The following is a 23118-nucleotide window of genomic DNA, read 5'->3' as shown; positions in this document are numbered from 1 at the left end:
GAACCTTCACCCTCCAGTGAGGACGGCCGTATACTGCCACTGGAGGAACTGGAAAAACGTGCCATTTTGCAAGCCGCTCAATACTGTCAGGGCAATGTAACCCGCATGTCCGAAATGCTTGGAATTGGCAGAACAACCATCTGGCGCTATTTCAAACAAATGAATTTATCTCCCGAGGAATTCCGCATTCGCGACACCAAATCTCAAAATGTTTCAAATTGAAACACTTATTAAGATAACTGTTCCATTTCGAACCAAAAATTTCACAAAAGTTGACCTGTCCATCTTGTGCCGTACAATTAAGGGTGATGTTTAATTTTTCTTCTATAATCCGCAATTTTTGGCAAATTAGTGGTTCCCGAACGATGGGCTGGCATCTCGCAGTCCAGTGGTCATGTGTTATCCCCTCTCTTCAGGCAGAAGATACCGTTTGTTAGGAAGCATTCCAAACAACGGTATTTTTTTGCAAGTTTCTACCGGTCTTTTCTCAACAATCCAATACTGACTAAGGAGGTTGCACGGAAAGAGATACGATCATCTGTCCTTCGTTTTCTGTCGTTTCCCCAATTTTTCAAATCCTTTGAAAGGAGAGATCGAAGATGAAATCAAGAGGTTTAAGTGAATTCCTTGGCGAAGTCATTGGAACATTCACGCTGATCTTGTTGGGTGATGGTGTGGTTGCCAATGTGGGGCTCGCCCCGCGTCTGGCCTCCCCTGCCTATAACTGGAACACCATCACCATCGGCTGGGCCTTCGCGGTGATCGTGGCGGTGTATGTGTCGGCCGGTGTTTCCGGTGCGCACCTCAACCCCGCTGTGACCATCGCCCTAGCCGTCAAACGTGGTTTTTCATGGTCGAAAGTACCCACCTACATCGCGGGTCAGTTCGTTGGCGCGTTCCTTGGTGCACTGGGTGTCTATCTGGTCTACCGCGAGGGTTTAGTAGCAGCCGGCATGCCCAACGTTTGGTGCACTGGTCCGGGATCGGTGTTCGGTCAGGCCTTCTGGGGCGGAACAGGAGGCGGCTCGGTTGGAGCCTACTCGCTGGTCAATGCCAGCATTGCTGAAATTGTGGGCACCGCCGTGCTGCTGTTTGGGGTTTTGGCCAGCGGTGATGAGCGCAACCTCGGCCTCAAATTCAACATGGGCCCGTTCCTGGTGGGCGGCACCGTGCTGGCAGTCGGTTTGAGCCTTGGCGGCCCCAGCGGTTACGCCATCAATCCCGCCCGTGATCTCGGCCCGCGCATCTTCGGCGCTTTGGTCGGGACACAGGGCTTGTTCGATGGCATTTACTGGCTGGTAGCCCCGGTGATTATGCCAATCATCGGTGGTATCCTCGGTGCAGTGATTTACGACGCACTGGTTACCGCTCAACTGCCCCCCAAGAAAGACTAAATTTCATCATCACCCGGGCCTGCTTTGTAAGTTGAAGCAGGCCCACTCTCGCCCCGCTGACTAGTGGTACTCCGCAAAAGTTTTTGAGTAGAAAGGAAATACAGCATGAAAAAGTTAATCAACAAACCAGAAGACGTGGTGAAGGAAGAGCTGGAGGGGATTGCCGTTGCTCATCCGGACCTCGTCAAAGTCCATTTTGACCCGAATTTCATCGTCCGTGCAGATGCTCCCATTCAAGGTAAAGTGGGCATCGTCTCCGGCGGTGGATCCGGCCACGAACCCATGCACGGTGGTTTCGTCGGGTTGGGTATGTTGGATGCAGCCTGCCCGGGTGCGGTTTTCACTTCCCCCACCCCCGATCAGATGTTGGAAGCCACCAAAGCGGTCAACGGCGGGGCAGGTGTACTGCATATCGTCAAAAATTACACCGGCGACATCATGAACTTTGAAATGGCCGCCGATCTGGCGCGCGCCGAGGGTATTGACATCGAATCGGTGGTGATTGATGACGATGTAGCCGTACAGGACAGCCTCTACACCGCCGGCCGGCGCGGCGTTGGTACCACCGTCCTGGCAGAGAAAATCTGTGGGGCAGCCGCTGAACAGCGCCGCTCCCTGAAGGAAGTGGCCGACATTTGCCGCAAAGTCAACGGCTGGGGCCGCAGCATGGGCATGGCACTTACCTCCTGCACGGTTCCGCACGTTGGTAAACCCACCTTCGACCTGCCGGAAGATGAAATTGAAATCGGCATCGGTATTCATGGTGAGCCGGGCCGCACCCGCATGAAGATCAAACCCGCTGATGAAATCGTCGAAATGCTGATGGAGCCCATCATCTCCGATCTGCCCTACAAAGCCGGCGATGAGGTACTGCTGTTCGTCAACAGCATGGGCGGCACCCCCTTGATTGAGCTGTACGTTATCTATCGCAAGGCGTATGAAATCGCCACCAAACACGGTTTGAAAGTTGTCCGCAACCTGATTGGGCCTTACATCACCAGCCTCGAAATGGCGGGCACCTCCATCACCCTGCTGAAGATGGACGAAGACCTGATCAAATTGTGGGATGCCCCGGTCAAGACCCCCGGCCTGCGTTGGGGTGTATAAAAATCCTGAAAAGCCAGGTTTACCCGTTGGCTCGGCCTGGCTAGCCTTATGGAGAACTCTATGGTAATTACACGGGATGACATACTTGAATGGATTACACGCTACGCTGAAATACTGGCGGAGAACCGCGACTATCTAACCCAGCTGGATGCCGCAATTGGCGACGCCGACCACGGCGCCAATATGGACCGCGGCTTTCAGGCTGTCATGAAAAAGATGCCGGAAATGCGCGATAAGGACATCGGCACCATTTTCAAGACCGTTGGGATGACCCTCCTTTCCACGGTTGGGGGAGCAGGCGGGCCGCTTTACTCCACCATATTTCTCCAGGCTGGGATGAAGACCACGGGTAAGATGGAATTGACGCTCCAGGACTGGATTGATGCCATCGAAGCCGGCATCAACGGCGTCAAAATGCGCGGAAAAGCCGAATTAGGCGACAAGACCATGATTGATGCCCTGGTGCCGGCTTTGAACGCCCTCAAGCAGGCTGCTGAGAACGGCACCACCCTCAGCGAAGCCCTGGAACGCTCAGCCCGCGCCGCCGAAGAAGGTATGAAAGCCACCATCCCGCTGGTTGCCCGCAAAGGGCGTGCCAGTTACCTCGGTGAGCGCAGCGCAGGTCATCAGGATCCCGGTGCCACATCCTCTTATCTATTGTTGCGCACCGCCGCAGAACAATGGAAAAACAATTAAGTTTGTTCGTTCAACCAAACCCATACTCAAATTTTTCAAAGGAGGCTTAAGATGGCAAAATATGCTGCTGCAGTAGATCAGGGTACGACCAGCACCCGCTTCATGATTTTCGATCATAGCGGGCAGGTAGTCGGCGTTGATCAGAAAGAACACGAGCAGATCTACCCCAAGCCCGGCTGGGTCGAACACGACCCGCTGGAAATTTGGACCCGCACTCAGGAAGTGATCGAAGGCGCTTTGCGCAAGAGCGGTGTTGATCCCAAAGAGATTGCCGCTGTGGGTGTCACCAATCAGCGCGAGACCACCGTGGTTTGGGAAAAAGCCACTGGTAAACCGGTTTACAACGCCATCGTCTGGCAGGATACCCGCACCGATAAAATCTGCAACGAACTGGCTGCCGATGGCGGTCAGGACCGCCTCCGCCCGAAGACCGGTCTGCCTCTGGCTACCTACTTCTCCGGTCCCAAGATTAAGTGGATCCTTGACAATGTGGCTGGTGTGCGCGAAAAAGCCGAAAAAGGCGAAGTGCTATTCGGCAACATTGATACCTGGGTCATCTGGAACCTGACCGGCGGCCCGCAGGGTGGTGTGCATGTGACCGATGTGTCCAACGCCTCCCGCACTATGCTGATGAATCTGGAAACGCTGGATTGGGACGACGAAATCCTCCAGCTGATGGGCATCCCGCGCGCCATGCTACCCGCCGTGCGCCCCTCCTCGGAAGTGTACGGCCACGCCCGCGGTTTGCTGGAAGGCATCCCGGTTGCCGGCGACCTCGGCGATCAGCAGGCGGCGCTCTTCGGTCAGGCCTGCTACGACCCCGGCGAAGCCAAGAACACCTACGGCACGGGCTGCTTCATGCTGCTCAACACCGGCACCAAACCCGTTCCCAGCAAGAGCGGTCTGTTGACCACCCTCGGTTACAAGATCGGCAATCAGCCGGCTGTGTACTGCCTGGAAGGCTCCATCGCCATCACCGGCGCGCTGGTGCAATGGCTGCGCGACAACCTGAAGATGATCGAGAATTCCAAAGACATCGAAGGGCTTGCCCGCACGGTGGAAGACAACGGCGGTATCTACTTCGTGCCGGCCTTCTCCGGTCTGTTTGCTCCATACTGGCGCAGTGACGCCCGCGGTGTCATCGTCGGTCTGACCCGCTACATCAACCGCGGTCACATCGCCCGCGCCGCGCTGGAAGCCACCGCTTTCCAGACTCGCGAAGTGCTGGATGCAATGAACAAGGACTCCGGCGTGCCGCTGACTGCCCTCAAGGTGGATGGCGGTATGGTGTACAACGAATTACTCATGCAATTCCAGGCCGATATCCTCGGCGTGCCGGTCATCCGCCCGAAGGTTGCCGAAACCACCTCGCTGGGTGCAGCTTATGCAGCCGGTCTGGCGGTTGGCTTCTGGAGCAACTTTGACGAACTGCGCGCCAACTGGGGCAAGGACGCCGAATGGCATCCCAAGATGGCCGCCGAAGAACGCGAAAAACTGTATGCCGGCTGGAAGAAGGCCGTCGAACGCACCTTCGGCTGGGTCGAAGTTTAATAAATCCATATCCGGGGGCAGGCAAATACCTGCCCCCTCCTCTCTTCCTTTGCACAGGGGCGGTGGGTCAGCGGTCTGGTACAGTCCACAAGACCTGTACCGCCCTTTGTAATTTATAAAGGGTGATTTTTCTCCCAAGCTTCTCTACCTGTGATAAAATCCCTGCTTTGAAGGTCTCTCACGGAAAAACCATGTCCAAAAACAAACCTTCTTCCCCCAAAAACCAGCCCCAAGACCTGATCGCCCAACCCTGGATTCCCTTCAAAACCGGCTTAATCGTGGTGGGGGTCGTCAGCATTTTGCTGGCAATCTGGACGATCATCACCAGCAACCCGGAACTGCCGCTGATTGAACGCATCCTGTGGGGTGTGGTATTCGGTGGAAGCATCTGGCTGATCTTCTTATTTTTCCTGCTCATCAACCGCCTGCTTCGCAGAAGGAAATAATTCCCTCGAAAATTTACGCGCTCAGCCGCGATAAACTGCACGCTTAACTTTGTGAAAAACGCCACGATTGTGGCAAAAGTCGAAACAGGAGAAAGAATTATGAGTAAACTCCATGCCATTGTGATTGGTGCCGGTTTCACCGGTGTCGCCATTGCCCACGATCTTGCTCTACGCGGTTTTGCTGTTACTGTCGTGGAGCGGGGTCCAATCGTCAACGGCACATCAGGACGCACGCATGGGCTGCTTCACTCCGGCGCACGTTACGCCGTCAATGATCAGGAATCAGCCATCGAGTGTATTCAGGAAAATCAAATCCTCCGCCTGATTGTGCCAGACGCCATTGAACCCAATGGCGGATTGTTCATCGGAATCACGGATGAAGATATGGCTTACCGTGAAAAATTCATGGAAGGCTGCGCCGCTTGCGGGATTCCAATTACCGAACTCAGCCCCAAAGAAGCCCTGCGTTTGGAACCCAACCTGAATCCCAAATTGCAGACCGCCTTCACCGTGCCGGACGGCACATTTGATCCGCTCCGATTGGCACTGGCTTTTGCCGCTTCGGCAAAGGCAAACGGAACCGTATTCCACCTCTACACCGATGTGGTTGACCTTCTGACCGATGGACAGGGCAATATCGTTGGTGTCAAGGCCTGGGACCGCGCCGCTGACAAGCGCTTTGACATTCAAGGCGATATTGTGGTCAACGCGACGGGCGCCTGGGTGGGTCATATCACTTCCATGGCCGGTATTTCCGTGCCGATCACCCCCACCCCCGGTGTAATGGTAGCCTATGATAAGCGTCTGACCCAGCGCGCGATTAACCTGCTCAATAAACCCGGCGATGGCGATATCGTCCTCCCTCAGCGGCGCATGATGGTCGTCGGCACCACCTCCTTCACCATTGAAGACCCCGATTACGTTCCCGTATACGAAGACCATGTTCAACTAATGATTGAACGCGGTTCCAACCTGATTCCGGCTCTGCGCCAGACCAAAGAACGCGGCGCCTACATGGCCACCCGCCCCTTGATCGGTGCTTCCGCCCCCGGGCGCAGCATCTCACGCACCTTCAAAGCCTACGACCACAAAGAAACCGATAATGTCGAAGGGTTGGTAACCATCACCGGCGGCAAGGCTACCACCCTGCGTTTGATGGCAGAAAAGACCGTGGATCTGATTTGCAAGAAATTCAACCTCACTATCCCCTGCACAACCGCCGAAACCCCCCTTCTCTCTTACCGCAAGTTCTACGTTAACTGATTCCAGCAATCTGTTGAACGAACTCTACCTGTACGGAGTGAGCAATGTCTGAAGAAAAATGGACCGTTAAATTTGTCATCTTTCGTAAAAAGGGCGACCAGCCTGCCCGATACGACAGTTATGTTCTGGAAGTGGACCCGGAAGAATATGTGATTGACGGCGTGGAGCGCATCTGGGCATTTCACGACCGCTCGCTCATCTTTGCCCATGCCTGCCACCATTCCACCTGTGGGGCGTGCGGCATGCGGGTCAACGATGTGGAAAAACTGACCTGCATCACCAAAATTCGCGATGTAACCACCAACGGCGGTACTCTCAAAATTGAGCCAATGCGCAACTTCCCCATTATTGGCGATCTGGTCGTAGATATGACCCGCATGTACGCTGCCATGGATCGCGTTCACGCCAAAGCCGTACACCCGCTTTCGGCTGCCCCATTGGAAGGCGAAGATATCCGTCCACCCCGGGATGTGCCGCGTAACAACGGTAACGAATATCTGCGCCTGGCAGACTGCATTGAATGTGGTTTATGCATCAGCGCCTGCCCGGTTGCCGGTACGGCTGAAAACTACCTCGGCCCGGCAGTTCTGGCTGCCGCTCAATTGCAGGGTTTGAAACACAACCCCGACCTGCTGGATGTGGTGGACTGCGCCGACGGACTGTGGCGCTGCCACAGCGCGTATGAATGCACCGCGGTTTGTCCTTCCAACGTTGACCCCGGCTGGCGCATTATGGACTTACGCCGACAGGTCGTTGGAGAACGCCTCAAACGCTGGTTTGTAAAAGCCTAATCCCTTACAGGAGAATGTGAGAAATGGAAACATCTAAAAAACCCAATACCCGCGGAATATTGGACTGGTTTGACCCGCGCGGCAGGAACGTTGGCGGTTGGGGCTTTATCATCAACCGCCTCTCTGCGATCGGGTTGACGGTTTACCTGTACCTGCATCTTTACATGCTGGGCAAACTGGCGCAAGGCCCCGAAGCCTTCGACGCCTTCATTGAAACCGCAAAGCAGCCTGCCATCATGTTTGGAGAAATGCTGGTGATCATCGCCGGCCTGTATCATGGCTTTAACGGACTTCGCATTGCCCTCAACAGTTTTGGGATTGCCGTACCAGCTCAGCGTCAGTTGCTGTACGGGGTGGTTGGAATCACCCTGATTGGTACGGTCGTCTTCGGCGTGCGAATGCTCACTACTCACTAGGACGGAGGTGATCTCATGCAAAACACGCTCTCCCAACCCAAGCCCGGCGAAAGTTACCTGTTGTGGTTGATTAAGATTGTCAGCGGAGTTTTAATCTTCGCGGTGTTAATCATCCATTTCCTGGTCAATCACCTGCTGGCACCCAATGGTCTGCTCAGCCATGCCGAGGTAGTGGCCTATTACCGCAATTACCCAATCGTCCCGATTATGGAAGGTTTCTTCCTTGTTTTCGTGATAGCGCATTCCTTGATCGGATCGCGCAGCATCGTTCTTGACCTTCGCCCCAGTCCCGCCCTGATGAAAGTCCTCGATTATCTCTTCATTGCTCTGGGCTTGTTTGCAACCGGTTATGGAATATGGCTGCTTTTCGCTGTAATCAATTTTGGGTTGTAAAGGGATTGAAACTCAAACTTTATGGTTAGCCTGGTATTGGTTTCACACAGCAAGTTGCTTGCCCAATCGCTGGTTAATCTGGTTCGCCAGATGGCCGGTGAGGAGGTCAAAATTGGCGTGGCAGCCGGTGCCGGGGAAAACCACGATGAATTTGGCACTGACGCCACCCAGATTGCGCAGGTCATTCAGGAAGTGGACAGCCCGGAAGGCATTGTGGTTTTGATGGATTTGGGCAGCGCCATTTTGAGCGCGGAAATGGCCCTGGAACTGCTGCCCGAAGATGTGCGCAGCCGGGTACACTTCTGCCCTGCCCCGCTGGTAGAAGGAGCTATTGCCGCTGGGGTTCAGGCAAGTCTGGGCAATGACCCGCAAACCATCTGTCGCGAAGCCTGCCAGGCTCTTAAGCCCAAAGCCGAGCAATTACATTTTAGTGAACCGGCCCCTGCCCCTGCAGCGGTTGAAGAAGGTGTTCCTGCTCCAACCGCGGGTGAAATTCACACCATTGTTCTGGAACTGACCAACGCACACGGACTGCATGCCCGGCCGGCTGCCCGTTTTGTGCAAACCGCCTCCCGCTTCAAGGCGGATATTCGGGTAGCGAATTTGACGACCGGCAGCGCGGCAGTTTCTGCCAAAAGTCTGAACGCACTGGCGACCCTTGGCGCGCTGCACGGCCACCAGATTCAAATTCAGGCGCAGGGGGATCAGGCTGCCGAAGCCCTTCAAGCCCTGGCCAAACTGGTGGAAGAACGATTTGGAGAAGCAGCCGCACCGCCGCAGCCGACTCCTTCTGCCGTTCCGGCGATCGAACCACAGCCCTCCGATGAGCACATTTTGCGCGGGTTGCCGGTTTCGGAGGGGGTGGCAGTTGCGCCAATTTTCCATTACGAAAGCTTACCTCCCCTGATCCCCGATTATCAGGCGAAAGATACCGCTACGGAGTGGCAAAAATTGCAGGGGGCACTGGAAAAAGTGCGCCGTGCCATCCTCGAACGCCAGCGCGAGATGGTCAATCGTGTCGGTGAAGATGAAGCCGCCATCTTTGAAGCCCACGCCCTCCTGCTCAGTGATGAGGAATTGCTGGAAAACGCCCGCATGCTGATTGAGAAAAAGCATTACAACGCCGCCCGTGCCTGGAAGGAAAGCGTGGACACCATTATTGCCCGCTTTCAGGCACTGGCAGACGATTACCTCAAACAGCGGGCAGTGGATGTTCAGGACGTTGGCAATCAGGTCTTGCGCGAATTGAGCGGTGAAGCCCACGAAAAAATTGTCTTCCAGGAACCCGTCATCCTGGTTGCAGATGACCTGACCCCCACCGAAACCGCTTCGCTGGATTTGGAACGCGTGCAGGGCATTGCCCTGCTCAGCGGCGGAGCGACTTCTCACAGCGCAATTCTGGCGCGTTCCCTGGGCATTCCCGCCGTTACCGGCTTGCCGATGCGAATCAAACAAATCCCTCAGCAAACTCCGGTTGCGCTGGATGGATTCAAGGGCGAAGTTCTGATTCAACCGGACGAACGCATCCGTCAGGAATTTGAAGCACGGCGAACGCGCTGGTTGGAAGAAAAACAGCGCCTGCTGGCCTCCACCCATCAGGCGGCCGTCACACGGGACGGGCTGGTCATCGAAGTTGCCGCCAATGTGGGTAACCTGACCGATGCCCAAACGGCCGTACAAAATGGCGCCGATGGGGTGGGTCTGCTGCGCACCGAATTTCTCTTCCTCACCCGCCAGACAGCCCCCACAGAAGAAGAACAGTATCAGGCTATTCACCAGATTGGCCTGACCCTGCAGGGTAAACCCGTCATCGTCCGCACCCTGGATGTGGGCGGTGACAAACCTCTACCCTACATCAACCAGCAGCCGGAAGCCAATCCTTTTCTGGGTGTGCGCGCCTTGCGCCTCTCGCTGCAACAGCCCCACCTGTTCCGCACGCAGCTGCGCGCCATATTGCGCGCCGGAGCGGATACCTACCTGCGCATTATGTTCCCTATGGTCGCCAGTATTGAGGAAGTGCATCAAGCCAACCAGTTCCTGCAAAAAGTGCATCAGGAATTGCAAGAGGAGGGATTGCCTCACCGCTGGCCAATCGAAACCGGAATCATGGTTGAAATTCCCTCCGCTGCAGTGCTGGCAGATGCGCTTGCCCCGCACGTGGCTTTCTTCAGCATTGGCACCAATGACCTGACTCAATACACCATGGCGGCTGAACGCGGCAACCCACAATTGAATTACCTGAATGACGCCCTGCACCCTGCCGTCCTGCGGCTGATTGGTGAGGTCACTGCTGCTGCAGAAACCCATGGAAAATGGGTGGGCGTGTGTGGTGAACTGGCCGGCGATCCACTGGCCGTTCCGATCCTGATCGGTCTGGGAGTGCGCGAGTTAAGCCTCAATGCGGCCGGCATACCCCGCGTCAAAGCAGTAGTGCGTAACTTAACCACCGAACAGGCTAAACAAGCCGCCCGGCAGGCACTTGCCTGCTCCAACGCGCAGGAAGTCCGTGAGATGGCTGCCAACTTTTTGAAAACCCTGCCCGAAAAGTAACACGAACCACCGACATGGTAAGAGAAATTCCAAACGGGGCTGTCTGCGGATGGCCCCGTTTCGTGATAAAATCTTAATCTGATTTTCATCCTGACGAGGTGTACCATGACCGAACACATCCTGATTGCCATTGCCTGGCCGTATGCCAACGCCGAAATTCACGTGGGGAATGTAACCGGTTCCCATCTGCCCGGTGATATTGTCGCCCGCTACCATCGCTTGAAAGGCAATCAGGTGTTGATGGTTTCCGGCACCGATTCACACGGCACACCAGTCACCCTGCGCGCCGATGCCGAGGGAAAACCCATTGAAGAAGTGTATAAACGCTTTCACAACGGTTTTCTCGACCTGTTTCTCAAATTAGGCATTCATTACGATTTATTCACCACCACCCACACCGAAAATCATTTCAAGGTGGCGCAAAGCATTTTTCTTGCATTGCAAAAGAATGGTTATCTATACACCGAGTCGCGCCCGCAGTGGTATTCGCCGGTTAGCAAACGGTTTCTGCCGGATCGCTATGTGGAGGGCACCTGTTACATTTGCGGCTTTGAAGGCGCACGTTCGGATCAATGTGACCGCTGCGGCAGCGTTCTAGAACCCGAAAAATTAATCAACCCGCGCTCCAAGGTGGATGGCTCCACCCCCGAATTGCGTGAAACCGAGCATTTCTTCCTCGACCTTTCCAAACTGGAACCGGAAGTTGCCCGCTTCCTGCGCGAACGGAAGCACTACTGGCGGGATACCGTCATCGGGCAATCGCTTGGGCAAATCGAATCCGAAGGCCTCAAACCGCGCGCCATTACCCGCGATCTGGATTGGGGCATTCCCGTTCCCATCCCCGGCTGGGAAGGCAAATGCCTGTATGTCTGGTTCGAGGCGGTCATCGGTTACCTTTCCGCAGCCATTGAATGGGCAAAACTCAGCGGTGAGCCGCAGGCGTGGAAAAACTGGTGGACCAATCCCGATGCCAAATCGTTCTACTTCATTGGCAAAGACAACATCTTCTTCCATGCCGCCTGGTGGCCGGCCCAACTGATGGGCACCGGCGAGCAGTTTCTGGAAATCTTTGCCGGGGAAAGTGGTCAACGCCTGACCCTGCCTTATGATGTACCGGCTAACCAGTTCATGAATCTGGAAGGTCAGAAGATTTCCGGCAGCCGCAACTGGGCGGTTTACGCCCGTGATTTTCTCACCCGTTACGACCCCGACCCGCTGCGCTACTACCTGACTGTCAACATGCCCGAAACCCGAGATACCGACTGGGATTGGGAGGATTTTTACAAGCGCAACAACGATGAATTGGTAGCCACATGGGGAAATCTGGCTAACCGCGTTCTTTCCTTTGCTTACAAACACTGGGAAGGGGTTGTGCCTGAGCCGGAAGAACTGACCACCGCCGATCAGGAAATTTTGGCCATGATTGAAAAAGGGTTTGACACGGTCGGCAAGGAATACGAAACGGTTCATCTCCGGGCGGCGCTGGGCGAAGCCATGCGACTGGCTACCGAAGTCAACCGCTATCTGGATCAGACTGCCCCGTGGACGAGTATCAAAACGGATAAGCAGGCTGCTGCTCGCGCCATTTTTACCGCCATTCGCGCCATTGACAATCTGAAAATCCTGCTTGCTCCCGTCCTGCCGCACACCGCCGAACGGCTGCACCGTATTCTGGGGTACCAGCAGCCCCTGTTTGGGCAGGGCTACCTTCAGGAAGTAGAGGATGCGCTTGGCAGCCATACCGTGGTGCGCTATGACCCGGATTCAGCCAGCGGTCAATGGCAGCCCAGTCAGATTCAGCCGGGCACACCCCTGCAAAAACCCGAACCGTTGTTTAAGAAATTGGACGCGTCCATCATCGAAGAAGAACGCGCCCGGTTGGGAAAGCCGGCTGCAATATAGACCTTACTGCCAGCGGCTGGCTTCGTTTAACTTTTCCATTTCCTCATCGGTCAGGCGTAAATCCGCCGCGCCGAGATTATCCTCCAATTGTTCGAGGGATCGCGGCCCGATGATCGGGCTGGTAATGCCCGGCAAGGTCAGCATCCACGCCAGTGCAATCTGGGAAACCGACGCCCCTCGCTGTCGGGCTACCTCCTCCACCGCCTCCAGCACCTTCCAGCCGTAGTCGGTGAAGTAACGGCTGACATTGCGCTGACTGCCGGTTTCGGTCTGCCCACGCCGATATTTACCGCTCAGAAATCCACCTGCCAGCGGGCTGTAGGGAATTACCCCCAGCCCATAGGTGCGGCAAACCTCTGCCAGTTCACGTTCAAATTCGGCGCGGTGAACCAGATTGTAATGGGGTTGCAGCGAATCAAAGCGTGCCAGCCCCAGTTTATCCGATGTCCAGAGCGCCTGCATTAAGCGCCATGCCGGGTAATTGGAACAGCCAATATAGCGCACCTTGCCCTGCCGTACCAGATCATTCAATGCGATTAAAGTCTCTTCAATGGGAGTCTGATCGTCATACCAGTGAGTCTGATACAGGTCAATATAATCGGTTTGCAATCGGCGCAGGGATTGCTCGACAGCATGGAAGATGTGCGCACGGGATAACCCTTCGTCGTTGGGAGCATCCCCCACCTTTCCGCGCACTTTGGTGGCAATAATCACTTCATGGCGCGGGATGCCCTTCCGTTTGATCCAGTTGCCGATGATGGTTTCCGCAACACCACCGGGGTTGCCCGCCACCCAGCGTGAATAAATATCGGCGGTATCGATGAAATTAATCCCCGCCTCAAACGAACGAGTGAGAATCGGATAAGATTCGTCCTCGCTGGCAGTCCAGCCGAATTGCATACTGCCCATACACAACGCCGAAACTTTCAGACCTGTCCGCCCCAATTTTCGGTATTCCATGTGCCTTTTATCCTCCTTTTCTAAAAAACGTCAATTCGGGATAAATCATTTTTACATCAACTTTCGAATTTTCGTCCCCCTCCCGCCTCCCCCTAAATCGCAGGGGCGATTTAGGGGGAGGTGCAGGGGGGTAATGATTACTGCAAGCCATGTTTTGATCTTATCCCGAACTCACGTTAAGAAATTAAACCGTTGAGATTATAAATCAGATGAGGCTCTCCTTCGCTAAAAAATCGGTTAGAATTGAGCCATCCTTTGTGACCGCTCGAATTCCCATGACTCCATCCTATAACCCGCTGGATGACTTGAACGCTGCGCTGCGCAATTGGTGGTTGATCGTCCTGCTGATGACTGCGGGGGTAATCCTTGGCTGGATCTTTTATCAAATTCAACCACCCCTTTATGAAGCCCGCGCTGAAATTGCCCTGAACATAGATTTGAGCCGCACCGGTACATTGAGCGATAAGAATCAGGACATTCTCATCAACACCACAGGCCGGGTGATGGCTTCCGCAGCGATTATGGACGATTTACGCCAGCAGGCCGTACAGGCGGGGTGGCTCTCGTCTGACAGCAATCCCCGGCGGGTGTTTTTCATCGAGCGCAAGGCCGAATCCTTTATTTTGCGTGTTCAGCACCGCAACCCGCAGGCCGCCCTTGCCCTCACCGACCGCTGGAGCGATCTGGCTTTACGCGCCCTGGAAAGCGCTTCGCTCCATGCCCTGCAAGTTGATTTATTGGAACGTTATCTGGATGGTTTAACCGTCTGCCTGCAGCAACAGCCGGCCGGCGGAGTTGAAATTAACCCGTGTCCCGTTCAAAATTTGTCAACCCTTCAGGCTGAAATCGCCGCAACCGGCGAACAACTCCTCTCCGCCCGCGCCAGTGCGCGCGGAATCATTCCAGGCATCCGTTTTACACTCACCCAACCGGCCGCTTTGCTGCCTGAGCCGGTTCAATTCCAGCGCAGTACATACCTGCTGGCAGGCGCGTTGATGGGTTTGGTATTGGCGCTGATGGCAATCCATCTGCGGCTGCCGGACCGCCTGTTAAAGAGGGCTTAGGGTGCTCCAGCGGCTTGAATCTTTCCTTTATTCTTTCTTATGGGGGAGTTTAATTCTCCTTTTGCCAATCACCAGTCTGCCGCTGCTCTCGCAGGCAGCCGGCGGGAGCATGGTTGCACCGGCATCCGTTTTACCGCTCAGCCTGCTGGTATTGGTTTTCGTGCCGCTTTATTTTTACCGCCAACACCAGTTACCCCGTCCAGTGCTTCCCCTGCTTGCCTTTGTTTTCGTGGCTGTTTTCAGTACAGCGCTTTCATTCTTTATCGAATTTCCGCTGTTTCGGGATGCAAACCGGCTCAGAAATCTGCTTTCCGGTTTCACCACCCTGGGAATTGGCATCTCTTTCTTCCTTACAGCATTGCTCTTGACCGATTCTGGGGAACGCTTAGCCTTTTTTTTCAAATGGGTCAATATTGGCGGGGGAATCGCCTTGCTCTGGGCCGGTTTACAATCCCTTTACTGGTATCTGACAGGCGGTTACCCCGACTGGATGGCGGAAATCCAACGGATTATCTCAACCAGCGGCAATCTGTATAACCGGCGCACCACCGGAATGGCATTTGAACCTTCCTGGCTGGGTCATCAACTGGTTTTGTTCTACCTACCGTACTGGCTGGCGGCTTCTTTTCGGCGGTTCAGCGTATTCCACTGGCGCATCTGGAAACTCTCTGCCGAAAACCTCTTTTTGGCAGCTGGAGGGTTGATTCTGGTTCTTTCCCTGGCACGAAGTGCTCTGCTGTCGTTCAGCCTGGCAGTCGGCTGGTTAATTTTGATGAGCACTGCCCGCTTTGCAGGCTGGTTTCACCAAAAGATCATTGCCGCGCGAAGCAATGCCGTTTCGAGGACCGCCGCTCTGCTGATTAAAGGCAGCATCTGGCTGGGGATTGCGGGGGTTTATGCAGCCCTTCTGCTTGGCGGCGCATTTGTTCTCAGCCGTCTTGACCCGCGCATGGAAGATTTATTCAGAGTACTCAGCAACCCCTACAATCCATTAGAAGCCGCCAATTATCTGTTCTTTGGTGAACGCATGGCTTTTTGGCTGACCGGCTTACAAATTTTCAATCATTATCCCCTTTTCGGGGTAGGATTGGAAAACGCCGGTTACTTCTTCCCGGAGAATCTGCCCATCTTTGGCTGGACGGTGGTTGAATCTCACAAAATGTACTATACCAGTGCCTTACCCAACACCCTCAGCCTGTGGATTCGTCTGTTGAGCGAAACGGGAATCATCGGGTTTTCACTGTTCCTGAGTTTTCTTTACCTGGTGTGGAAAACAGCACGCTTGTTGTTTCGAGATGCTCACCCCCTGATTGCCACATTAGGGTTAACCGCTCAACTAACCCTGATTGCTTTGCTGATGGAAGGAATGAGCGTGGATACCTTTGCTTTCCCTTATTTCTGGCTGATTTTTGGTTGGTTGTTGGGGGCGTTGGCGTCCAGAACCGGGTCTGGATACGATAACCTTCGTGCTCAGGGTTGAACCGTGAGCGCCGGGAAAGGACAACGCAGTTCAGTTTCCGCGTAGCGCTGAAAAACCTGAGGAGGGTCGCTTAACACCACAATTGCATAAGCATCAATGAACGGCTCCTGAGCATCCTTACAACCCATGACGATCACATCTTCACCGTGGGGGAAGAAGGACATTGGCTGTTCCATAGGCAGCAGGACGGTGTAGAAAGTATCCCAGGCAACAATGGTTAAGGTGAAACGGGGATAGGGGCGGCCTTTGAGGGGCAAATTAGGCTGCGGTTCGCCGCCGTTGGTCGGATAAAAGCGGGGATATAATCCAAGACCATAATTCAGATAAGCATTTCCGCTGTTCATAAATTGATTGAGGGCTTTTCTATCTATACGCAATCCGGCGGTGTTGATTTTTTCGTATAACTCTGCCGGGTTCATTGGCGGATATCGTTGGGGGATCAGGGTTTTGCTCAGCGGAAGAGATAACCCTGCCAACAGAAAGAGGATTGCCAACAGCGCAGCCACAGGCCCATTCTGCCGCCGTGAGGACTGCGGAATCGAGTCGTTCTGACCGCTTAAAATCGGCAGCCATTTGCGAAACAGGTCAATCCCCAGCCAGTCCAGCAGCCAGCGCAATAAAACCAATACTCCAATCGCAAAATAAACCAGCACCACCCAATCCATCGGTACTAAATAGCGCCAACCCGAATTGCGCGCCAGTGAATTTGCCAGAAAATAACCCGGCAGCATCATCAAAGGCACCAGCCCGGCTGCTTTACTTCGCTGCCAGGCGGTGCCAACCCCCACCACCAGAATCATCAAATTCAAAGGTAAAAACAAGCCTGCCCCGGGGGGTAATTCCCCCTGCCACTGCTGAACGTCCTTCCAATAGGGCGCTTCCAGCGTGTGGCGCAGATCATGTAAGGCAAAGGTGTTCGGCAGCAACATAACCGTCATAATCATGTTGTGGAAAAAGTGGCGCGGTACATAGGCAAAGCGTTCCAATCCATCCAGCAAAGTGGATTGAGGTTGTCCTGCCTCTCCCCAAGGGAAGCCCTCATCTGCTGCCAGCTGTTCAGCCAGTGGAATCGAGCCGCGCGGTTCATCGGTCAAGATACGGCTCTCCAAAATTGCCCGGATTTTAATGATTAAGTACGGTTCGTTGAAACCTTTAGGGATTTCGAGCATGAACGGCAGAATGGTTACGCTGACCATGAAAACAATAACTGCCGACCCGAGCAGCCATTTCTGGATCTGCCGGCGGTTGGCAGCCCACGCCAGCAGCAACACAAACGGCAAGACCATCAACGCATTGGGACGTACCAGCATCGCCAGGCCCAAAAAACCGCCCGCCAGGACGGCATCCACCCAGGATAGCCGCTGCCTGCCTTTCAGCCAGCGGAAAGCAAACAGGGCAAAAATCACCAGCAGCAAGGCAGTGGGGTATTCGGTCAGCATCAATTTAGAATGGGAAACCTTGATGAAAGGAGTGGCAGCAATCGCATTGCGCTGATGAAAAGCAGCCAGCAGCCCCATCAACAACCCCGTCGGACGGTTGACCATTTGCGAGCCCAGCAGGTAAAGCATGGCCGGCATCAACGCCAGCACAGCAATTTGCAAATGGATGGTTTCTTCATATCCCTGCCCCACAACCGCATGAATCAACGCCAGGAACATGGCGTACAGCGGTTTATCCATCGGGATACCGTTTAAAACCCCCTGCCCAATCAGAATATACTGGGCGGCGAGGTCATAAAATTCGGCATCCGAATAGGGATAGAAAAGGTAATTCGGCGGGCGCGGGCCGGGTGCAAAATAACTGTGCTTTAATGGAGTAACATACCAGAGGAGAAAGGCAAACAACCACACCGAAAGAAATACAACCCACCCGATCAGGGGATGCCTTTCCAGTTTGCCCGAGGAAAACACCCAGCGGTTAATTCCAACGGTTACAAAGATACACAGGACAATCTGCACCGCCAGCAGCGGCACGCTGGCTTCATCCCAAAAATAAGGCTCCGCGATGATACCCAGGCCGGTAATCGCAGCAATCAGCCAGATTGCCGCAAAAATACCTGATGTGATCCCTGCCGCCCGCAGCAATTCTTTGTATTCTTTGAGGGTGTTTTTCCACGCCTGCCAGCGATCCTTTATTCCCGGCATACAAACCATCAACAAGGTCAGTAAACCGGCGCAACCCAGCCACACCAGCATCGGCCGGAGGCGCACAAAATAATACTGATAAACTCGAAACCAGTAAGCCGGCATGAACCCCGCCAGCCACCCCACGAGGATGAGTAATCCGGCAGCGGTGAGGATCACCTGACGAGATTTCGAGTCATTCAGCCATCCACGAATTCTTTCAGCAATTCGGCTGCCACGAGGAATTGCCCATCCCCCCCAAATAAAGCCCATTGCCAGCAAGAAAATACCCGCCAGCAAAATCAAACGTGCCATCGAAAAGCCGAACAGTACAGCCCCTTTTTCATCCGCCGGAATTGACGCCGTCCAGGCCACTGCCCCCAGCCCCAGGCTGGCAATCAGCCAGAAGTAAATTCGCATCCAAATCTTGAGCGCTGGTTGAACCGAACTCATCCTTTTCCCGTCTTTATCCTCTGCCGCCGGTCATGCCAGTAACCTGCTGCCAATATCAAACCGCACAAGATGCCTGTCATCCCGGCAACCTGTAAGAAAGACAATTCCAACCCCAGCCGAAAACTACGATTGGCATACCACACCCCAAATGTGAGGAGAAAGACCCCTTCACAGGCCAGAAGGCGGGCAAGCCATACATCCCGGTACTGGCGGGCGGTGAGGTACGCCCAGCTCGCCAGCAGCGCAAGCCACGGCAGCAACAAGGTGCGGTAGCGCGGGTTGTCCCATAAATCGCCGCCGGCGCGAAAACTGGAAAGTAAACTCCAGCCAAGCACAACCATCAAAGTCAAAAAAATCAAACTACGCTGCAATCCCGGCCTTTGCCAGCGCAAGCCAAAAGGAACATAACCCAAAAGCGGCAGCATCAAATACCAGCCCAGCGAACGAAGGCTGGAAATGACCGTCCACAGCGGTTTGGAAGGGTCAAACAAGGCGGCCGGCAACACCGGCTGCAGCAAACCATAAACCACCAGAAAAGGCAGCTCCAATGGATCCGGCAAGGACTTGAACAGGGCTTGAATCTTCCCGGAGCCCGCTTCGGTTAACCGCGCATCCCACAAGGCAGTCTCACGCAGCCAGGCTGCCATACCCAGCAAGATGACCGCACCCGCTACAGCGACCCCAATCCACACCAGCCGGCGTATTTTGGGTTGTTTGACCTGCGGCGAATATTCTATCCACCACCAGAGAAAGAGCACGCCAGCCAGAGGAAGCGCCACCAGATAGGAAAACAACGCCGTGACGGTCAGGATCAACAATAATCCGGCGGTCATCCGCCGTGGTGCATCCTGCCAGCGGCTGACCATCCAGAAAGCCACTCCCCCCAGTCCGATCAGGATTGGGTCGCGCATTTGAGAAGCCCCCAGCAGAACACTTTCGGGGTAAAGCACAACCATCCACACCGCCAGCGCGGCGACTGAAGCACCAAAATACTTGCCCACAGCCTGGTAAAAGAATGGTAATGCCGCAGCAGCAGCAAACGCGGTCAAAATCAAAATCAGATACGGGCGGTGAACCTCCGGGCTGAGCAGCCGGTAAACCAGCGCGCTAAGAGCCAGCATTCCCCCATACTGATCACCAGAAAATTCGTTGCCAAATGCCTCCAGCAGCGAATTTCCCGATTGCGCCAGATTCCACGCCTGCCGGTCACGGGTGTACGCATCGAAAAACAGATAGCCAGCCCGTGAAACGTCGCTTTCATGTCCCCAGACCGGTAAGGCCAGGGATAACCCGACACCAACCAGTAACCTTATTAAAAAGGCAATGCTGACAGCCATCCCCACCCAACGAGGCGATGTTGTAAATTTTAAGAACAACCACAGCAGAAAACCGGCAGCAGCAAGCAGCACCGCACTACCCAATCCGCCTTGTAAGGAAACCCGCCCTTCAACCAGCCCAGTGAGCGCAAAACCGCCCGCCAGTGAAGTCAATCCAACCAGCAAAATCACCTTAGGGGTAGCGCTGCTCATACTCGACCCTTTCCTCCAGGCGGAAATCCGGCCAAAATTTTTTCCTGGCGGGCCAGCCAGGTGTACCGGCGCGCTGTTTCGCGGGCATTTTTACCGAGCAATTCAATGCGCAACGGATCATTCACCAGGTTAGAAAGCGCCGCGCTCCAGCCGTCTATATCCTGTGGCGGGCAGAAAACTGCGTTGGTTTCGTTCAAGACTTCGTGCAGGACGGGTAAATCGCTGGTTAAAATTGCCCGTCCGCAAGCCAGATATTCAAACATCTTCATCGGACTGCAAATATCGGCGGAATTACCTCCGCCGCTGCCGGCAATTTGCCATTCGTAGGGCATCAGCAAAATTTCGCCAGCTGCCTGATACAGCGGCAGGCGTTGGTTTTCGATGAAACCGGTCAAGGTGATATTGGTCAGCCCGCGCACGGTGATTACCTCACGGTATGATTCTACCGCATCCGGCTGTCCTCCTACCCACACAAAGTAAATCTGTGGGAAACGTTTAGCCAACCCCAGCAATAAATCCATGCCCCGCCCTGCATACAAATGACCGCTGTAAACTGCGGTCAGTCCCTGGGGTAAATTCAGCAAACGACGGGCTTCCTCCGGCTTCGGCAGCTGTTGAAAACGTTCCAAATCCACCCCATTGGGGGCAATGACCACCTCATCTTCTTTCAATGGGAGTGAAAATTCCTCACGTAAGGCCCGTTCCAGCGCACGGGTAATTACCACAAAACGCTTCTCTCCGCGCCATTGGATCATGCGCCGCAACAACCAGGCCCCCAGCCGACCGGTCGGGCGGTCATGAATTTCCAGAACCACCGGAAAACCGCCCAACAATGCCATCAAACCGGCCTGCGGCAGCCACGTGTAAATCATCTCTGCTTTTCGGCGCACAGCCTGTTGAACAGCATTCACTGCAAAATCGTAGCGCTTCAATTGCGGATAATTGGGCAGCCAGTTGACTTCAAAAGGCAAACTCAAACCATATAAAGCAGCCAGTTCTTTCCAGGGGGTGTGCACATTACCAGGAGCATACATCAGCACCTCATGCCCCAGCTGAGAAAGCGCCTGCCCAACTTTCATCACCTGGATACTGTTGGCAGCCCTGGACGGAATACGAAACGAAGTAATACAGCAAATTTTCACGCCGGCTGAACCTGCTCGGAAGTTTTTTGCAAAAGATCAACCTGCCGCAGCCCCTTGATGACGTTCAATCCAATCGAAGTGATGAAATAACCGCTCATCAAAACCGCCTGCATCATAACCCCATACTGCCGCACCAGCAAGAACATCAAAACCGTTTTGATCAAGCCAACCGCAAAGGTGACCAGCAATGGGAAGTTGGGGTTACCCAGCGCCAGCAACAGCGGCCGGTTCCAGTAGAACAGGTTTGCAAAACTGAAGCCGGCAAATAAAACCAGAATCACCGGAAAGGCGGGTAAATAGGCCCCATCCTTGAATAAAGTCAAGAGATACGGACCAAAAATGAGCATTCCCACTCCCGCCAGTCCGCTCCACACGGCGGCAATCAGGCTGGTGCGGCGCAGCAGTGAGCGCAGGCGATCCCAGATGCGCAGAGCCACTGCACGGTTGATTTCCGGAAAAGTTGTCTGGATGAAAGGCGAGATGGGTAAAACAATCACATTCATGATTGCCAAACCAAATTTGTAGTACCCCGCTTCCACCGGCGACAGGAAGAACCCCACCCACAGGACTTCGTTGTCCCGAATCAGCATGTTGACCGTCTGACTGAGATTGGTGCTGACGGCAAATTTTGCCAGTTCTTTCTTCCCACTCAGATCGGAAAGCGCAACCCGCCACCAGCCCTTGCCCACCAGCGACGGCATCCAGTAAACAGCTGCAATCATCAAACCAAGCCCATAAACAACCTTGCCGGCCAGATACGCCATCAACACGTCAAACAGGCCGCCACGCAGCAGGAAAACTGTGCCAATCCAGCCAGCGGTGAGCAGGTTCTGACTCAGGTTCAAAACTGCCAGTGTACGAAAGTGATTACCCAGTTGTAAAACCGCTGTGGCCGTTTCTGTCACCAGATTAGCCAGCAGCGCCAGCCCGTACAGCACAATCCACGGCGCAGCTCGCGGGTCTTTAATGATGTAAACGGCTGCCAGTTGGGCGGTAAGAATGAGCAATCCATACGCGACCAGCGAAGTCATTGCTTCGCTCAGGCCGGCGGCTTTAATGATTGCGGCGGCGCGGGATTTTTTTTCCTCCGCCAGATACTGCCCGGCATACTTGATGACCAGTTCGTTCATGCGGAAGGAAAGAAGGCGATTGACATTCGAAGCAAAAGCGATGATCATCCCCAGCAATCCGTAATCGCCGACATTCAATAAGGCAGCTGCCAGCAGGCCCTGCAAGGAGGCCAGCCCCATGCTGATGGTATTGGAGGAGAACAGGTAAGATGAATTACGCACCACGGTGCGTAATAAACGATCCTCCCGCCACTGTTGCAACCAGCGCTTTCTCACTATCCATCCGTTATAATCTGGCTGGCCCACTCACGCTCTTGCAGATACCAGTTGACCAGATTTTGAACCCCCTCCCGCAGGTTGACCTGCGGCTGCCAGCCTAACAACCGGTTTGCCTTGCGTACATCCGCCAGATTTTTCATCATATCAGCCGGGTGAAACGGTAAAAATTCCAGCCGACTCTTTTTGCCCAGCAATTCTTCAATCAGTTTCACCAGATCCAGCACGCTGATGGATTCATGCCCGCCGAGATTGATTACCTCAAACCCCAAAGGTTTCAGCCCAAGCAGCACACCACGAGCGACATCGTCAATATAGGTAAATCCGCGTGACTGCCTGCCATCTCCATTGATTTTGACCGGACGTTCCTCGGCAATCCACTGAACAAAACGAAACATGGCCAGGTCCGGCCGACCGGCCGGCCCATAAACCGTAAAAAACCGGAAGATGGTTACATCCAACCCATATAAATGATGATAGGCGTGACACATCACCTCGCCGGCTTTTTTGGT

20 protein-coding genes are annotated in these 23118 nt (G+C 54.4%); 14 read left to right on the top strand and 6 right to left on the bottom strand.

Features of this window, described 5'->3' with window-relative positions; translation table 11 throughout:
* From ACWIZX_RS14815 to metG, 12 genes are all read left to right on the top strand, one after another.
* A partial coding sequence (locus ACWIZX_RS14815; protein ID WP_448336335.1) for a helix-turn-helix domain-containing protein occupies positions 1 to 222 on the top strand: 222 nt, incomplete at its 5' end.
* A 377-nt stretch (positions 223 to 599) separates the two neighbouring features.
* Entirely contained in the window at positions 600 to 1394 is a 795-nt protein-coding gene (locus tag ACWIZX_RS14810) for an MIP/aquaporin family protein (RefSeq protein WP_448336334.1), read from the top strand.
* 105 nt (positions 1395 to 1499) lie between these two features.
* Positions 1500 to 2501: a dihydroxyacetone kinase subunit DhaK gene (gene dhaK / locus ACWIZX_RS14805; protein ID WP_448336333.1), complete on the top strand. Its 1002-nt coding sequence runs from the start codon at positions 1500 to 1502 to the stop codon at positions 2499 to 2501.
* A gap of 60 nt (positions 2502 to 2561) precedes the next feature.
* Positions 2562 to 3197 carry a dihydroxyacetone kinase subunit DhaL gene (dhaL, locus tag ACWIZX_RS14800; RefSeq protein ID WP_448336332.1) on the top strand — a complete coding sequence of 212 codons (636 nt, stop codon included), beginning with the start codon at positions 2562 to 2564 and terminating at the stop codon, positions 3195 to 3197.
* Positions 3198 to 3248: 51 nt separating this feature from the next.
* Positions 3249 to 4748 carry a glycerol kinase GlpK gene (gene glpK, locus ACWIZX_RS14795; RefSeq protein WP_448336331.1) on the top strand — a complete coding sequence of 500 codons (1500 nt, stop codon included), beginning with the start codon at positions 3249 to 3251 and terminating at the stop codon, positions 4746 to 4748.
* A 191-nt stretch (positions 4749 to 4939) separates the two neighbouring features.
* Positions 4940 to 5194: a hypothetical protein gene (locus tag ACWIZX_RS14790; protein WP_448336330.1), complete on the top strand. Its 255-nt coding sequence runs from the start codon at positions 4940 to 4942 to the stop codon at positions 5192 to 5194.
* Positions 5195 to 5293: 99 nt separating this feature from the next.
* On the top strand, positions 5294 to 6457 hold the full coding sequence (locus ACWIZX_RS14785; RefSeq protein ID WP_322793105.1) for an FAD-dependent oxidoreductase: 1164 nt from the start codon (positions 5294 to 5296) through the stop codon (positions 6455 to 6457).
* Positions 6458 to 6501: 44 nt separating this feature from the next.
* A complete protein-coding gene (locus tag ACWIZX_RS14780) occupies positions 6502 to 7248 on the top strand; it encodes a succinate dehydrogenase/fumarate reductase iron-sulfur subunit (RefSeq protein ID WP_448336329.1) in 747 nt (248 codons plus the stop codon).
* A 23-nt stretch (positions 7249 to 7271) separates the two neighbouring features.
* A complete protein-coding gene (locus tag ACWIZX_RS14775; RefSeq protein ID WP_322793107.1) occupies positions 7272 to 7664 on the top strand; it encodes a succinate dehydrogenase, cytochrome b556 subunit in 393 nt (130 codons plus the stop codon).
* 15 nt (positions 7665 to 7679) lie between these two features.
* Positions 7680 to 8057, top strand: a complete 378-nt coding sequence (locus tag ACWIZX_RS14770) for a hypothetical protein (protein ID WP_322793108.1) — start codon at positions 7680 to 7682, stop codon at positions 8055 to 8057.
* 21 nt (positions 8058 to 8078) lie between these two features.
* Positions 8079 to 10607 (top strand): phosphoenolpyruvate--protein phosphotransferase, encoded by a 2529-nt coding sequence (gene ptsP / locus ACWIZX_RS14765; protein ID WP_448336328.1) that lies wholly within the window; start codon positions 8079 to 8081, stop codon positions 10605 to 10607.
* Positions 10608 to 10712: 105 nt separating this feature from the next.
* Complete coding sequence (gene metG / locus ACWIZX_RS14760) at positions 10713 to 12509, top strand: methionine--tRNA ligase (RefSeq protein ID WP_322793110.1); 1797 nt, start codon at positions 10713 to 10715, stop codon at positions 12507 to 12509.
* A 3-nt stretch (positions 12510 to 12512) separates the two neighbouring features.
* On the opposite strand, the gene ACWIZX_RS14755 is transcribed toward metG, so the two are convergent.
* Positions 12513 to 13469: an aldo/keto reductase gene (locus ACWIZX_RS14755; protein WP_448336327.1), complete on the bottom strand. Its 957-nt coding sequence runs from the start codon at positions 13467 to 13469 to the stop codon at positions 12513 to 12515.
* 257 nt (positions 13470 to 13726) lie between these two features.
* Between ACWIZX_RS14755 and ACWIZX_RS14750 the strand changes: the two genes are divergently transcribed.
* Together ACWIZX_RS14750 and ACWIZX_RS14745 are read left to right on the top strand one after the other, a co-directional pair.
* Positions 13727 to 14533 carry a hypothetical protein gene (locus tag ACWIZX_RS14750; RefSeq protein WP_448336326.1) on the top strand — a complete coding sequence of 269 codons (807 nt, stop codon included), beginning with the start codon at positions 13727 to 13729 and terminating at the stop codon, positions 14531 to 14533.
* Positions 14534 to 14594: 61 nt separating this feature from the next.
* A complete protein-coding gene (locus ACWIZX_RS14745) occupies positions 14595 to 16013 on the top strand; it encodes an O-antigen ligase family protein (protein ID WP_448336325.1) in 1419 nt (472 codons plus the stop codon).
* On the opposite strand, the gene ACWIZX_RS14740 is transcribed toward ACWIZX_RS14745, so the two are convergent.
* From ACWIZX_RS14740 to ACWIZX_RS14720, 5 genes are all read right to left on the bottom strand, one after another.
* Entirely contained in the window at positions 16004 to 18589 is a 2586-nt protein-coding gene (locus tag ACWIZX_RS14740; protein ID WP_448336324.1) for a glycosyltransferase family 39 protein, read from the bottom strand. The two genes, ACWIZX_RS14745 and ACWIZX_RS14740, sit on opposite strands and share 10 nt — an antisense overlap.
* Entirely contained in the window at positions 18586 to 20118 is a 1533-nt protein-coding gene (locus ACWIZX_RS14735) for a hypothetical protein (RefSeq protein WP_448336323.1), read from the bottom strand. The genes ACWIZX_RS14740 and ACWIZX_RS14735 overlap by 4 nt, the downstream gene beginning before the upstream one ends.
* Complete coding sequence (locus ACWIZX_RS14730) at positions 20115 to 21260, bottom strand: glycosyltransferase family 4 protein (RefSeq protein ID WP_448336322.1); 1146 nt, start codon at positions 21258 to 21260, stop codon at positions 20115 to 20117. Before ACWIZX_RS14730 ends, ACWIZX_RS14735 begins: the two co-directional genes overlap by 4 nt.
* Positions 21257 to 22606 (bottom strand): lipopolysaccharide biosynthesis protein, encoded by a 1350-nt coding sequence (locus ACWIZX_RS14725; RefSeq protein WP_322793727.1) that lies wholly within the window; start codon positions 22604 to 22606, stop codon positions 21257 to 21259. The genes ACWIZX_RS14730 and ACWIZX_RS14725 overlap by 4 nt, the downstream gene beginning before the upstream one ends.
* Positions 22606 to 23118, bottom strand: a 513-nt coding sequence (locus ACWIZX_RS14720; protein WP_448336321.1) for an NAD-dependent epimerase/dehydratase family protein, incomplete at its 5' end; no start/stop codon positions are given. The genes ACWIZX_RS14720 and ACWIZX_RS14725, both read right to left, overlap by 1 nt.

This window comes from Bellilinea sp., assembly GCF_053501535.1.
The sequence above is the reverse complement of the archived record's forward strand: the minus strand, read 5'-3'. Positions and strand labels throughout refer to the sequence as shown.